Raw genomic sequence first — 13,434 nt, 5'->3', positions numbered from 1 at the left:
CCGCGGCTCCCTCAGACCCGCATCGGCTGGGGGGACTCCCTGCGTGCCGGGTCCGGGCCGTCGTACTCGCGGATGATCTCGTAGCGCGTGTTCCGCTCCACCGGCCGGAAGCCGGCGTCGCGGATGAGGTCCAGCAGGTCCTCGCGCGTCAGCTTGTTCGGCGTGCCGTAGTTGTCCGCGTCGTGGGTGATCTTGTACTCGACGACCGAGCCGTCCATGTCGTCCGCGCCGTGCTGGAGGGCCAGCTGGGCTGTCTGGACGCCGTGCATGACCCAGAAGACCTTGACGTGCGGGACGTTGTCGAAGAGGAGACGCGAGACCGCGAAGGTCTTCAGGGCCTCGGCGCCGGTCGCCATCTGCGTCCGCGCCTGGAGCCGGTTGCGTACCTTGCCGTCCTTCATGTCCACGAAGTCGTGCTGGTAGCGGAGCGGGATGAAGACCTGGAAGCCGTTCGTCTCGTCCTGGAGTTCACGCAGCCGCAGCACGTGGTCGACCCGGTGGCGGGGCTCCTCGATGTGGCCGTAGAGCATCGTGCAGGGCGTCTTGAGGCCCTTCTCGTGCGCCAACCGGTGGATCCGGGACCAGTCCTCCCAGTGGGTGCGGTGGTCCACGATGTGCTGGCGGACCTCCCAGTCGAAGATCTCCGCGCCGCCGCCGGTCAGGGACTCCAGACCCGCGTCGATCAGCTCGTCGAGGATCTCGGAGGCGGACAGGCCGCTGATCGTCTCGAAGTGGTGGATCTCGGTGGCCGTGAAGGCCTTGAGCGAGACGTCCGGGAGGGCCGCCTTCAGCTCCCGCAGCGACCGGGGGTAGTAGCGCCACGGCAGGTTCGGGTGCAGGCCGTTGACGATGTGCAGCTCGGTGAGGTTCTCGCCCTCCATCGCCTTGGCGAGCTTCACCGCCTCCTCGATGCGCATCGTGTACGCGTCCTTCTCGCCCGGCTTGCGCTGGAACGAGCAGTACGCGCAGGACGCGGTGCACACGTTGGTCATGTTGAGGTGGCGGTTGACGTTGAAGTGGACCACGTCGCCGTTCTTCCGCGTCCGCACCTCGTGGGCGAGGCCGCCCAGCCAGGCCAGGTCGTCCGACTCGTACAGCGCGATGCCGTCCTCGCGGGTCAGCCGCTCACCGGCCCTGACCTTCTCCTCCAGCTCACGCTTGAGCCCGACGTCCATGCCCACACCTTTCGTCACGACCACGACCACCCCACCGTACGGCTACACCTCTTCGGGCAGTTCCCCGACCCGGTTCTCCCACTTCGTGGACAACACGATGGTGGTACGGGTCCGGGAGACGCCCTTGGTCCCGGACAGCCGCCGGATGGTCTTCTCCAGCCCGTCCACGTTGGTCGACCGCACCTTGAGCATGAAGGAGTCGTCGCCGGCGATGAACCAGCAGTCCTCGATCTCCGGCAGGTCCCGCAGCCGCTGCGCCACGTCCTCGTGGTCGGCCGCGTCGGAGAGGGAGATGCCGATCAGGGCGATGACACCGAGGCCGAGCGAGGCCGCGTTGACGGTGGCGCGGTAGCCGGTGATGACACCGGCCGCCTCCAGCCGGTTGATGCGGTCGGTGACGCTGGGTCCCGACAGTCCGACGAGGCGCCCCAGCTCCGCGTACGAGGCCCGGCCGTTCTCCCTCAGGGCCTGGATGAGCTGCCTGTCCACGGCGTCCATGCGATCGAAGCCTTCCGCTGAAAGTGCCCGAAGTAGATGAGAGGTACTGCAGAGGTGGTGCCAGGTGGTGCCAGGTGGTGCCAGGTGGTGCCGGGTTCTGCTACTTGCCGCCGCCCCCGAGGTCGCCCTCCCAGCGGCGGTACAGCCGGTGCCCCACACCGGCCGCGTCCAGCACCCGCCCGGCGACGAAGTCCACCAGGTCCTGGATGTGCGTCGCGCCCGCGTAGAACGCCGGGGAGGTGGGGACGACGACCGCCCCGAGGTCGTCCAGGGTGACGAGGTGCCGCAGGGTCTGGCCGTTCAGCGGGGTCTCGCGGACGGCGACGACGAGCGGCCGGCGCTCCTTCAGGTTGACACTGGCCGCCCGCTGGAGCAGGTCCTTGGAGAGCCCGAGCGCGACCCCGGCGACGGCGGCGGTGGACGCCGGCACGATCAGCATGCCCTTGGTCCGGTACGACCCGGAGGACGGCCCGGCGGCCAGGTCCCCGGCGTTCCAGTACCGCACCCGCGTCAGGTCCGTCTGGAAGGTCCCCGGCTTGCCGTCGGCCCCCCGGGCCAGCCACTCCCCCAGGTCGTCCTGCCAGTGCGCGTCCCGGAAGGAGATCCCGGTCTCGTCCAGCAGGGTGAGGCGCGAGGCCCGGCTGACCACCAGGTCGACGCTCTCGCCCGCGTCCAGCAGCGCACGCAGCACAGCGGCCGCGTACGGCGTACCGGACGCCCCGGACACCCCCACGATCCAAGGCACGCGCTGTGTTTCTCCTGCGTTCACACCTTGAGCGTACCGGCGCGCCCGGCCGAGTTCAGGACGGGGCCGCGGTGGCCGACGGTACTCAGACCGTCAGGCCCCGGACCAGCAGGTCCAGCAGGGCGCACACGAAGAGGGCAATGCCGATGAACCCGTTGACGCTGAAGAAGGCGCGGTTGAGGCGGGAGAGGTCGTGGGGGCGGACGATGGAGTGCTCGTAGGCGAAGGCGCCGGCGACGATCACCAGGCCCAGCCAGAAGAACCCGCCCGCGTCCGTCGCCACGGCGTACCAGACGAACAGGGCCGTGGTGATCAGGTGACAGGCGCGGGCGCCCCAGATCGCCGCCGGGATGCCGAAGCGGGCCGGGACCGACATGACGCCGATCTCGCGGTCGGTCGTGACGTCCTGGCAGGCGTAGATCAGGTCGAAGCCGCCGATCCAGATGCCGACCGCGAGGCCGAGGATCACCGCATTCCAGGACCACTCGCCGCTGATCGCCAGCCAGCCGCCGATCGGGCCCATGGCCTGGGCGACGCCCAGGATGGCCTGCGGGAAGTTCGTGAACCGCTTGCCGTAGGGGTAGACCACCATCGGGATCACGGCGACCGGGGCGAGGGCCAGGCACAGGGGGTTGAGCAGGGCCGCCGAGCCGAGGAAGACCGCCACCGCGACCAGCGCGCCCGTCCAGGCGTGCTTCACGCTCATCGCGCCGGTGACCAGCTCGCGGTGGGCCGTGCGCGGGTTCCGGGCGTCGATCTCGCGGTCGATGATCCGGTTCACGGCCATCGCGAAGGTACGCAGGCCGACCATGCAGATCGTGACCAGGAGCAGCCGCCCCCAGTGGATGTTCTTGTCCAGCTCGAACATCGCGGTCAGCGCGGCGATGTACGCGAAGGGCAGGGCGAAGACCGAGTGCTCGATCATCACCAGACGGAGAAACGCCTTGGTGCGTCCTGGCTGCGGGAGCGCTGCGGAAGCGGAGCTCAAAGTCCGTACTCCTTCCAGCGGCGGTCGACCGTCGCCGCCGTATCCGGGTCCGACAGGACCATGTCCGGCCAGCCCCCGTCCCTGGTGTAACCCTCCTCGGGCCACTTCCTCGTCGCGTCGATGCCCGCCTTGCCGCCCCAGAACTGCTGGTAGGAGGCGTGGTCGAGATGGTCGACGGGGCCTTCCACGACCGTGAGGTCACGGGCGTAGTCGGTGTTGCCGAGGGCCCGCCAGGCGACCTCGTGCAGGTCGTGGACGTCGCAGTCGGAGTCGACGACCACGATGAGCTTGGTGAGGGACATCATGTGCGCCCCCCAGACCGCGTGCATGACCTTCTGGGCGTGCTTCGGGTACTTCTTGTCGATCGAGACGATCGCACAGTTGTGGAAACCGCCCGCCTCGGGGAGGTGGTAGTCCACGATGTCCGGGACGATGATCTTCAGCAGGGGGAGGAAGAACCGTTCGGTGGCACGGCCGAGGGGTCCGTCCTCCGTCGGGGGGCGGCCTACGACGATCGACTGCAGGAGCGGCCGCTTCCGCATCGTCACGCAGTCGATCTTCAGCGCCGGGAACGGCTCCTGCGGGGTGTAGAAGCCGGTGTGGTCGCCGAAGGGGCCCTCGGGGAGCATCTCGCCCGGCTCCAGCCAGCCCTCCAGGACGACCTCGGCGTTGGCCGGGACCTGGAGCGGGACCGTCTTGCAGTCGACCATCTCGATCCGCCGGCCCGCGATGAACCCGGCGAACAGGTACTCGTCGATGTCGCCGGGGAGCGGGGCGGTGGAGGCGTAGGTGACGGCAGGCGGGCAGCCGAAGGCGATCGCGACGGGCAGCCGTTCGCCCCTGCGTGCCGCCACCTGGTAGTGGTTGCGGCTGTCCTTGTGGATCTGCCAGTGCATGCCGATGGTGTTCCGGTCGTGCCGCTGGAGCCGGTACAGGCCCAGGTTGCGGATGCCGGACTCGGGGTCCCTGGTGTGGGTCAGGCCCAGGTTGAAGAAGGAGCCGCCGTCCTGCGGCCAGGTGAACAGGGCCGGGAGCTGGTCCAGGTCGACGTCGTCGCCGTGCAGGACGACCTCCTGGACCGGCGCGTTGTCGGACTTCACCTTCTTCGGCGGTACGTGGGCCATCGCGCCGAGCTTCCCGAAGGCCTCCCGCACACCGACGAAGCCGTGCGGGAGTTCGGGGCGCAGCAGCCCGCCGATCTTCTCGGAGATCTCGCCGTACGACTTCAGGCCGAGGGCCTTGAGCAGGCGCCGGTCGGTGCCGAAGACGTTCATGGCCAGCGGCATGCTGGAGCCGCGCACGTTCTCGAAGAGCAGCGCGGGGCCGCCCGCCTTCTGCACCCGGTCGACGATCTCCCCGACCTCCAGATACGGGTCGACCTCGGCCTTGACACGCTTGAGGTCTCCCTCGCGCTCCAGTGCCCGGAGCAGGGAGCGAAGATCGTCGTAAGCCATGCGTCCCAGTATCGGCCACCCGGGGCCCGGCCCCGGTCACCGCCCCCTGCGATACCCCCTGCGATACTCGTCGGCCGTGACCGTCCACCGCCGGATCAGCCGGTTACCGCTGCTCGCCCTGCTGCTCGTGCTCGCCGCCTGTGCGCCGCGCCAGGACACCGGCGGCTCGCCGGTCTCCGCGCTGACCCGCGTCGCGGCCGCCGACCGCGCGGCCGCCCCCGACCTGTCGGGCAGCGGCCTGGACGGCAGGGCGGTACGGCTCGCCGACTACCGGGGCAAGGTCGTCGTCCTGAACGTGTGGGCGTCCTGGTGCGGGCCCTGCCGGGCCGAGGCGCCCGAACTGTCCAAGGCTCAGCAGGAGTTGGCGGCCAAGGGGGTCCAGGTGTTCGGGGTGGACACGGACGCCCGGCGGGACAGGGGGCGGTCGTTCGAGCGTGCGCACGGGCTGGTCTACCCGAGCCTGCACGACCCCGGCAGCCGCAAGCTGCTCCGGCTGCCCCGGGGCTACGCGCCGCAGGCGCTGCCGTACACCCTCTTCATCGACCGCGACGGGAAGATCGCCGCGAAGTACCTGAGCCCGCTCACGGCGGCGGAGGTGCGCACGATCGTCCGGCCGCTGCTGGCCGAGAAGGCGTGACTAGTCGCCGCTGCTCGCTAGACACCTGGCGCCCGCCCTGATGGGCGCCACCAGGTGGCTGAGGTCCAGCAGCACCGCGTCCGGGCGGGTCACCGAGTCGGCGATCGAGACTTCCACGGCCGGGCTGCGGCCGTAGGTGACCAGGTACTTGCGGTCCCCGGTACGGTCCCCCGTCTGCTCCCGCCACACCCAGTCCACGCCGTCCACGCTGACGCACGCGTCCGTCGTCGGGGCGGGCGGGGTGAGGCCGCAGCGCAGCCGCACCGCCCCGTGGCCCCAGACCGCGAGGCCCTCGAAGGTGACCGGGTCGCGGCCGGCGCCGCCGAGGCGGTCGGGGTAGCGGTCGGCGATCCGCGCACACGCCGGGTCCTTCGCCAGCGGCCCCTGCGCCAGGCCGAACACCGGCGAACTCAGCTCGTACGCCACCAGTCCGGCACCGGCCGCCAGCCCGGCCGCCGCCACACCGGCCGCCGCCCGCCCCCGGCGAGACCACCCACGCACCACCACGGATCCCCCTCCGCATCGAAGGGACCCATCATGCCCGCGGCCCCGTCACCCGACGTCGCCCACCCGCTACTCTGGCCGCCATGCTCAGGTATCTGCCTCTTCTGCTGGTCCTCGCGCTGTGGATCTACGCCTTCGTGGACTGCCTGAACACCCCCGAGGACGAGGTCCGTGCCCTGCCGAAGCTGGCGTGGGTACTGGTCATCCTGCTCTTCGGCGAGGTGCTGGTCGGCCCGGTGGCGTGGCTGGTCGCGGGCAGGGCACGGCAGCCGCGGGAGCGGTGGGTCGCGCCCGACGACAACCCGGAGTTCCTGAAGTCCCTGAAGCCGGAGGATCCGCGCACCGACTGACCGGGCGCGTCCCGCTAGAGCAGCGCCTTGACCTGGGCCGCGCTCAACGCCCGCCGGAAGACCTGGACCTGCTTGATCGAGCCGGGGAACCAGTCGGAGGGGCCGCCGTCGGCGGTGGCGCGGCCGATCACCAGGGGGCCCTGGGCGGCGACCGGGTTGCTGTCGTCGATGCCCGCCTCCTGGGTGCCGCCGACGTACAGGGCGAGCTGGTTGCGGGGCCCCTCGTAGACGCCGACCAGGTGGGTCCAGACGCCGGGCTTCGGGACGGTGTACGACAGGGCGCGCAGGCCGGGCCGGGCGAAGGCCCAGCGGTTCTCGGCGGCCGAGTACTGGAGGTAGAAGCCGCTGACGGCACCGGCGTCCTGGCTGACGGCGGTGGCGTAGAAGGACGGCCGGCCGCTCAGGCACACCCACGCGGAGACGGTGAAGCTGCGGCCCCTGTCGGTGCGGAGCACCGGCCCCCGGGTCATGATCTGGCTGGTGCCGCCGTCGAACAGGGCCGTCCCGTCCTTGCCCCGGCCCCAGCCGACGGCGGTGGCGATCCCGTCGTTGCGGCCGGTGTCGTCGGCGGCGACCGTGCCGGAGGTCTCTTCCAGCGGCCAGGCACCGAACGGCGACGGGACGGAGACACCACCGCCGGAGTACCGCGGGGTCTTCTTGCCACCACCCCCGTTGACGACGTGCGCGACCGGTACGGCGGCGAGCGCGGCGGCCGCGAGCACTCCCCCGGAGACGAGGAACGCGCGACGGCGCACGGACGGAGCGGCGGCGGGGGTGGTCGGCGGGCCGGCGTACGACACCTGCTGCTGGGCCGGGTCGAGCCGGGTGAGCGGGCGGGTGGCGGCGGGGTGCGGGGCAGGGTGGGCGACCTCGTCCCGAGGGTCTGCGGCGGGTCTCGGGAGGAAGGCGGTCGCGTTGGCCGCGGGCCCGTTCCGGGCCAGGATCTGGCGCGGGGTGGGCCGCTCGGCGGGGTCCTTGGCCAGGCAGGCGGCGATCAGGGCGGCGAGCGCCGGGTCGGTGACGGCGGTGATGTCGGGCTCGTCGTGGACGACGCGGTAGAGCAGGGCGGGGGTGGACCCGTCGCCGAAGGGGTTGCCGCCGGTGGCCGCGTAGGCGAGCACCGCCCCGAGCGAGAACACGTCACTGGCGCCGGTCACTTCCGCGCCCGCCACCTGCTCCGGCGACATGAAACCGGGCGAACCGACCATGAGCCCCGCCCGGGTGATGGTCGTGGACTCCACACTGCGGGCGATACCGAAGTCGATGACCCGCGGCCCGTCCTCGGCGAGCAGCACGTTCGACGGCTTGAGGTCACGGTGCACCAGCTGGGCGGCGTGGATGGAGGTGAGCGCCTCGGCGAGACCGGCGGCGAGCCCGAGCACGGTGGCGGCGGGCAGCGGCCCCTGCTCCATGACCGCGTCCTGGAGGGAGGGCCCGGCGATGTAGCTGGTGACCAGCCAGGGCAGCGGGGCGTCCGGGTCGGCGTCCACGACGGGCGCCGTGAAGGCACCGCTGACCTTGCGCGCGGCCTCCACCTCACGGCGGAACCGGGACCTGAACTCCGGCTGCCCCGCGACCAGTTCCGCGTGGACCACTTTCACGGCAACGGCCCGGCCGCCCGGGGAACGACCGAGGAAGACCCGGCCCATACCACCCGCGCCGAGACGCCTGAGCAGCTGGTACTCCCCGACGGAGAGCGGGTCGCCGGGCTCCAGAGCTGCCACGATTCCCTCCCGCCGAACGCCCGAAGACGCGGTCAGCATAGGACCGGCAAGCACCCGGGATGGCCGATTCCCGCCCGCATAGGGCAACTTGCCCCGCGGTCTGCCCTTGAGGACATCACCGTCACCCCGGCGCGGTGCGGGCGGGTACCGCTGAGCCCTCTCCCTGCGTTTCGGGTGCGCCGAGGTGCCGACCAGAACGGAGGCGGCCTCCGGGACGGAGAGGTGAAACGCTAAGGACGCGACCTACACCAAGGCGACGGACTGCGGCCGGTCGGCAGAGGGCGCCATCGGCCGCCGATGAGCACCCGTCCGTGGGGGCACGCGCCGTCACGGACGGGGACGGCTCTTGCGGGGCTCACGTCGTGCCGGTGCCGATCCGGTAGACGATCTTCTCGTTGTCCTCCTCGAACCCGAGCGACCGGTAGAAGGTGCGCGCGTTCGAGTTCACTCGGTCCGTCATCCATTCCAGGCGGCTGCAACCGGGGCGTGCCGTGGCGAATTCGCGGAGTTCGTTCATCAGCCGGACCCCGATGCCCTGCCGACGCAGGGTGTCCCGGACGTACAGCTCCTTGAGGAAGAGGGAGTGGGTGGAACCCGCGCTCGGCCACAGGAACGAGTACGCGGCGAGGCCCACGATGTCGCCCGTCTCGTCCTCCACCACAAGGGCGGACGCCAGCGGCGGGGATCCGAAGAGCGCCTCCTCGACCTGTACCTGACGCTCGTCGAACGGCTGGATGTCGGCATCCGCGGTGCCGTAGAAGCGCTCGATCTCCTCGATCAGCGCGGCCAGCTGTCGGACGTCGTTCTTCTCGGCCGGCCGGATCGTGACGGTCATCGGCGTACAGCTCCTCTCATTGCCAACCATGCCGTTGTAGAGAACCCTGGACGTGCCGAATGAGATACGCCAGGTCCGTGCAGTAGACGGACGGGTTCTGATACCCGCGGTTCCTGCTGAAGCGGTGCGGCAGATAACCGCCGCCGCACACTGCCACCAGGGGACACCTCCGGCACTCCTCGGCGAGTGCGGCCGCCCCCTCTTCCTGGCGGTGTTGGAGCTTGGGGTGGTGGAGGGCCGCGTCGAAGGAGTCGTCGAAGACGTCGAGCTCAAGGCGGGTGGCACCCTCCTCGACGGAACGAAGGGTGTCCACGCCCTCGATCGTGCCGTCGGACTCGATCACGACGCTGGTGGGTGGAGCCAGTCCGAGCGTCTCCACCGAACTGCGCACACCGGAGCTCAACGCGATGATGTCCTCCAGCATGCGGACGCTGTGCCGGTATTCCGGGCGGTCGAGCCAGGCGTCGTAGACCCGGCTCATCCAGAGCCCGTACTCGGGTCTGGTCGGGTCGTCCCGGTGGGGTGGGTCGTCGTGGGTCCCGTGCGGGAAGCCGAAGTCGATCACCGGCGGCTCGAATGCGGCCAGGTAGTCGTGGACCTCGACCGGGTCATTGGCCAGGTCCACGACGGCGAGCAGTCCGGCGAACAGGTGCGGCCGGGATCGCAGCAGTTCGATGCCGCGGACGGTGGAGGCCGAGCTGGATCGCCCGTGGTGGGTGAGCCGGTGCCGGTCGTTGGCGGCCGACGGCCCGTCGAGGCTGACGCCCACCACCACCCTGTACCGCTCGAAGAGGTCCAGCCATGCCTCAGAGAGCAGTGTCCCGTTGGTCTGGAGCTCGAACTGCACCTCGACGCTCGCGGGAATCCCTTCCCGAACAGCGGCCAAGAGGTCGGCCGTGTGCCGGACACCGGCGAGCAGCGGCTCTCCGCCGTGCAGCACGACATGGACGGCCAGGAGGCCGTGGGCTGAGACGTGCTCGCCGATCCTCCGGGCCGCGGCTCGGGCCACGTCCAAGCCCATCCGGGCGGGCAGGTGTCGCGCCGCCTGGTCCTTGGAGTTGAAGACGAAGCAATAGTCGCAGTCGATGTTGCAGCGGTTGGCGGTCTTGAGAATGAACGTCCGGAAGGGAACGGCGACTTCGAGCCTCGTCATCGATCGCAGGTGCTCAGAACGGCCAGGGCCAGATGAGCGAGGCGGCATGGGTGCCGTCGCCGGCGCGGTTCGTCGCGACCTGTTCGGCCGCCCGCCGCTGCTGTACCCGGGCGGCGACGCGGTCCAGGACCAGGTTGCCCTGCGCGGGCTGTCGGCTGGTGGGGTCCGTGGCGTGCGACATACGTAACGGCATTCAACGCTCCTTGTGAAGGACGTGCCCGACGGAGACCGGCGCGGTGCGAAGACGATGGTTGAAGACGACAGATCGGCTCGCAACCTAGCAGTGCGGCCACTCGCCGCGACACAGGGAAAATGGCCACGCGCTTGGCCCAGCCCGGCTACGGCACCAGGAGCCGCTCGATGTCGTCGGCCGACGCGGTCACGCCCAACTCCCGGTAGATGGCGAGCGCTTCGCGTAACGATCGCCCGGCACGCCCGGGACCATCGATCATCCGGTCGCAGCGGCCCGCTCCCTCCAGTGCCCGTGCCTCCTCCAACGGACAGTGGATGGCCTGGGCTGTCACCAGGGCCCGTTCGAAGAGGCGGCGTGCCGCTCGCGGGTCATCGGTCGTACGCAGCAGTGTCCCCCAGTGGTTCAGGACCTCCGCCTCACCACAGCGATCGCCGAGTTCGCGGAGGATGCCGAGGCTCTGCTCGAACGCCTCAACGGCCCCGTCCCGGTCGCCGAGCGCCGCCCGAGCGACCCCCAGCTCGCCGAGCGAGGCCGCCTCGCCCCCGCGGCTGCCGAGGTCGCGGTACGCCTCCAGGGCTTCCTCCAGATTCCGGACCGCCGCCCGTGCGTCACCGGTCAGACGGTCCAGCACCCCCAGATGGCGGATGCAGTTCGCCCGCCCGAACCGTTCGCCGAGTTCGGTGAAGTACTCCAGGGCCCGGGTGTGGTCTTCGCGAGCGCCGTCGAGATCCCCGGTGAGCCGTCGCACGACGCCCAGCTCGTTGAGGGCGTATGCCTGGTGGCCCCGGTCGTCGAGTTCTTCGTAGATACCGAACGCCTCGCGGTGCCGTTGCGCGGCCCGCTCGTACTCGCCCACGAGGCTGTGCACGACGCCCAGATCCCGCAGGGAGTTGGCCTCCCCGTACCGGTCACCGAGTTCACGGTAGATCGACAGGGCTTCTGACTGGGCCTCGACGGCCGCGTCGAAGTCGCTCGTCTGGCGGCGCACCATGCCGAGGTCGGCAAGCGCGTTGGCCTGCCCGAGCCGGTGGCCCAGCTCGCGGTAGAGAGCCAGGGCCTCGGTCTGGGCGCGGGCGGAGTCGTCGTTGTCCGCGGTCAGGTACCAGACGATGCCGACCTGGTTCAGGGCGTCCGCCTTGCCGCGCTGGTCGCCGGCCGCGTCGTAGCATGCCGCGGCCTCGTTCAGTGCCTCGGTCGCCTCGGGATAGGCGGCCATGAAACGCCGTATGACACCGAGTTCCGTCAGCGCGCCGGCCAGTGCCGGCTGGTCGCCGGTGTGCCGGGCGGCCTCGACGGCGGTCCGGTGCACGCCGACCGCCTGGTCCCAGGGGCCGGCCTGCCGAAGGAAGGGCGCCATGGCAGCCGCCAGGCGCATTACCAGGTCGTACAAGGAGAGGGCGTTCGCCTGCCGGATGCAGGCCAGGATGTTGGGCCGCTCGTCCTCCAGCCAGCTCAGCGCCGCCGTACGCGACGCCAAAGCCTGTGTCTCGGCCTGCCTCGCATCATCCGGCGGAAGCGGCGCGACCGCACCGCTGCGGACAATGTGTTCATTGGCGACGGCGAGAGCGGCCAGATAGTAGGTGCCCACACGCTGAACGGCCGGGACGTGGTCCATGCTGTCTCCTTCGTCAGCGAGACCGCGGGCGTAATCGCGCAGGAGGTCGTGCAGTCGGTAGCGGCTTCCCGGATGCTCGTCGATCAGATGGGCGTCGTAGAGCGCATCGAGCTGGTCGCGGGCCGCCGCCACCGTGACCGCGCCGAGCGCGGCCCCGGCGTAGGCGTCGAGATCCGTACCGGGGTAGTGACCGAGGGACCGGAAGAAGTGCTGCTGCTCCGGTACGAGGTCCTGGTAGGACAGGTCGAAGGTCGCGGCGACCGCACGCTCCCCGGCCCGTAGCTCACCGAGCCGGTCCCGGGCCGCCACCAGCCTCGTGTGCAGATCCGCAGCGCTCCACGTGGGGTGATGCCGCAGTCGTGCGGCGAGCAGCGACACCCCGAGCGGCAGGTACCCGCACAGCCGAACCAGTTCCTCGAGCGTGTCCCGGTCGAGCGCGTCCGCCGGCCGTCCGCTGAGCCTTACGAACAGATCGACCGCGTGATCCGGAGGCAGCGCCTGCACCGGCAGCACCACTTCCTCCTGAGCGGCCAGCCGCTTGCGGGAGGTCACCAGTACCAGGCATTCGCTCCCTCCGGGGAGCAGCGGCTCCAGCTGCCGGTAACCGGCCGCGTTGTCGAGGATGAGCAGCACTTTCTTGCCTGCCAACCGAGTGCGCCACATGGCGGCGCGGGCCTCTGTGACCGCGCCGACGTCGTCACCGACGGGGATCTGCTGCGTAGGCACGCCGGCGGCGGCGAGCAGCGAGGCCAGCGCCTCGGTGGACCGCACCGGACTGCGTCCGGGGGTGTGGCCGTTCAGGTTCACGAAGAGCTGCCCGTCCGGGAACCGGTCCGCGAGCACGTGTCCCGCGTGCACCGCGAGAGCGGTCTTCCCGACGCCCGGCATCCCATCGATCACATGGACAGGAAGCCCCTCGCCGGTGTTCTGCGCGGCATGGACCGACTGGACCAGCGACTCCAGTTCGGCGGACCGGTCGGTGAAGGCAGAGGTGTCACGAGGCAGTGACCGCAGCACCAGCGCGGCACCGGGCGGCCCTGCTCCGTCGTCCGGACGGAACACAGACTCCGAGGCCGAGGGCCGACGGTCGTCCAGCACGGCGAGGACCGCCGTCAGCGCAGCCGTGACGACCCCCAGCAGGACGAACGACAGCCAGGGATACTCCTGCAACCATCCCAGCCATGACGGCCATTGAGACTGCGCCGACACCGCGTTCGTCACCAGACCCACGAGCATCGCGGTGACCGCACCGCCGCCTGCGATGGCAGCTGTCGCCAAAACCCTCCGCGATCTCACCCGCAACCCCCGTGTGTGACGCCCCAACTCCTCAAGCGCACCAGCCCTGATGGAGGTTGGTCAAGGTCATCTATGCGCCAACGCACCGAGACACCAGCCAGGCCCCCAGGAGTGAGGAGCGGTTGGCGGATCTGTGCCACGGCTGAGGCGCGTGATCCCCCTGCCGACGGGCCCGGCCGTGCTCGGGCCTGGCACAGATCCGCCAGTCTCAGTCTTCGCCGGCTGCGTGGATCGCTTGATTCCCGCGACACGGCGCAGCCGATCCAC

The 13,434-nt window shown here is 70.6% G+C and carries 13 protein-coding genes; 2 read left to right on the top strand and 11 right to left on the bottom strand.

Annotation, left to right across the window (positions count from 1 at the left end; all coding sequences use genetic code 11):
- Nucleotides 1–11: 11 nt before the first annotated feature.
- The 5 genes from mqnE to ACGFZQ_RS46910 form a co-directional block, all read right to left on the bottom strand.
- Nucleotides 12–1,175: an aminofutalosine synthase MqnE gene (gene mqnE / locus ACGFZQ_RS46930; RefSeq protein ID WP_093499805.1), complete on the bottom strand. Its 1,164-nt coding sequence runs from the start codon at nucleotides 1,173–1,175 to the stop codon at nucleotides 12–14.
- A gap of 42 nt (nucleotides 1,176–1,217) precedes the next feature.
- The gene (locus ACGFZQ_RS46925) at nucleotides 1,218–1,673 is read right to left on the bottom strand and encodes an Lrp/AsnC family transcriptional regulator (protein WP_351694208.1); all 456 of its coding nucleotides are present in this window, start codon (nucleotides 1,671–1,673) and stop codon (nucleotides 1,218–1,220) included.
- A 100-nt stretch (nucleotides 1,674–1,773) separates the two neighbouring features.
- Entirely contained in the window at nucleotides 1,774–2,418 is a 645-nt protein-coding gene (locus ACGFZQ_RS46920; protein WP_382536007.1) for a UbiX family flavin prenyltransferase, read from the bottom strand.
- 85 nt (nucleotides 2,419–2,503) lie between these two features.
- Nucleotides 2,504–3,406, bottom strand: coding sequence for a menaquinone biosynthesis prenyltransferase MqnP (mqnP, locus tag ACGFZQ_RS46915; protein WP_393845661.1), 903 nt, complete (start codon nucleotides 3,404–3,406; stop codon nucleotides 2,504–2,506).
- Complete coding sequence (locus ACGFZQ_RS46910; RefSeq protein ID WP_351741060.1) at nucleotides 3,403–4,860, bottom strand: menaquinone biosynthesis decarboxylase; 1,458 nt, start codon at nucleotides 4,858–4,860, stop codon at nucleotides 3,403–3,405. The genes mqnP and ACGFZQ_RS46910 overlap by 4 nt, the downstream gene beginning before the upstream one ends.
- Nucleotides 4,861–4,936: 76 nt before the next feature.
- Between ACGFZQ_RS46910 and ACGFZQ_RS46905 the strand changes: the two genes are divergently transcribed.
- A complete protein-coding gene (locus ACGFZQ_RS46905) occupies nucleotides 4,937–5,497 on the top strand; it encodes a TlpA family protein disulfide reductase (protein WP_393845660.1) in 561 nt (186 codons plus the stop codon).
- Here ACGFZQ_RS46905 and ACGFZQ_RS46900 read toward each other — a convergent pair whose 3' ends face one another.
- Nucleotides 5,498–5,998 (bottom strand): DUF3515 family protein, encoded by a 501-nt coding sequence (locus ACGFZQ_RS46900; protein ID WP_393845659.1) that lies wholly within the window; start codon nucleotides 5,996–5,998, stop codon nucleotides 5,498–5,500.
- 86 nt (nucleotides 5,999–6,084) lie between these two features.
- Between ACGFZQ_RS46900 and ACGFZQ_RS46895 the strand changes: the two genes are divergently transcribed.
- A complete protein-coding gene (locus ACGFZQ_RS46895) occupies nucleotides 6,085–6,351 on the top strand; it encodes a PLD nuclease N-terminal domain-containing protein (RefSeq protein WP_351694223.1) in 267 nt (88 codons plus the stop codon).
- Between the two features lie 14 nt (nucleotides 6,352–6,365).
- On the opposite strand, the gene ACGFZQ_RS46890 is transcribed toward ACGFZQ_RS46895, so the two are convergent.
- From ACGFZQ_RS46890 to haaT, 5 genes are all read right to left on the bottom strand, one after another.
- Nucleotides 6,366–8,075, bottom strand: coding sequence for a protein kinase (locus ACGFZQ_RS46890; protein ID WP_393845658.1), 1,710 nt, complete (start codon nucleotides 8,073–8,075; stop codon nucleotides 6,366–6,368).
- Nucleotides 8,076–8,430: 355 nt separating this feature from the next.
- Nucleotides 8,431–8,910 carry a cyclophane-containing RiPP N-acetyltransferase HaaN gene (haaN, locus tag ACGFZQ_RS46885; protein ID WP_393845657.1) on the bottom strand — a complete coding sequence of 160 codons (480 nt, stop codon included), beginning with the start codon at nucleotides 8,908–8,910 and terminating at the stop codon, nucleotides 8,431–8,433.
- 16 nt (nucleotides 8,911–8,926) lie between these two features.
- On the bottom strand, nucleotides 8,927–10,063 hold the full coding sequence (locus tag ACGFZQ_RS46880) for an FxsB family cyclophane-forming radical SAM/SPASM peptide maturase (RefSeq protein WP_393845656.1): 1,137 nt from the start codon (nucleotides 10,061–10,063) through the stop codon (nucleotides 8,927–8,929).
- 13 nt (nucleotides 10,064–10,076) lie between these two features.
- Nucleotides 10,077–10,256: a HaaA family cyclophane-containing RiPP peptide gene (gene haaA / locus ACGFZQ_RS46875; RefSeq protein ID WP_393845655.1), complete on the bottom strand. Its 180-nt coding sequence runs from the start codon at nucleotides 10,254–10,256 to the stop codon at nucleotides 10,077–10,079.
- 145 nt (nucleotides 10,257–10,401) lie between these two features.
- The gene (haaT, locus tag ACGFZQ_RS46870; RefSeq protein WP_393845654.1) at nucleotides 10,402–13,149 is read right to left on the bottom strand and encodes a cyclophane-containing RiPP biosynthesis TPR protein HaaT; all 2,748 of its coding nucleotides are present in this window, start codon (nucleotides 13,147–13,149) and stop codon (nucleotides 10,402–10,404) included.
- Between the last annotated feature and the right edge of the window lie 285 nt (nucleotides 13,150–13,434).

Origin of the sequence: Streptomyces sp. NPDC048254, assembly GCF_043201895.1 — a bacterium.
GTDB lineage: Bacteria > Actinomycetota > Actinomycetes > Streptomycetales > Streptomycetaceae > Streptomyces.
The sequence above is the reverse complement of the archived record's forward strand: the minus strand, read 5'-3'. Positions and strand labels throughout refer to the sequence as shown.

What these genes read in the sequence shown, in the direction of transcription:
- mqnE (WP_093499805.1), bottom strand. Translation starts at nt 1,175, where the DNA reads ATGGACGTCGGGCTCAAGCGTGAGCTGGAGGAGAAGGTCAGGGCCGGT.
- ACGFZQ_RS46925 (WP_351694208.1), bottom strand. Translation starts at nt 1,673, where the DNA reads ATGGACGCCGTGGACAGGCAGCTCATCCAGGCCCTGAGGGAGAACGGC.
- ACGFZQ_RS46910 (WP_351741060.1), bottom strand. Translation starts at nt 4,860, where the DNA reads ATGGCTTACGACGATCTTCGCTCCCTGCTCCGGGCACTGGAGCGCGAG.
- ACGFZQ_RS46895 (WP_351694223.1), top strand. Translation starts at nt 6,085, where the DNA reads ATGCTCAGGTATCTGCCTCTTCTGCTGGTCCTCGCGCTGTGGATCTAC.
- haaN (WP_393845657.1), bottom strand. Translation starts at nt 8,910, where the DNA reads ATGACCGTCACGATCCGGCCGGCCGAGAAGAACGACGTCCGACAGCTG.
- ACGFZQ_RS46880 (WP_393845656.1), bottom strand. Translation starts at nt 10,063, where the DNA reads ATGACGAGGCTCGAAGTCGCCGTTCCCTTCCGGACGTTCATTCTCAAG.
- haaA (WP_393845655.1), bottom strand. Translation starts at nt 10,256, where the DNA reads ATGCCGTTACGTATGTCGCACGCCACGGACCCCACCAGCCGACAGCCC.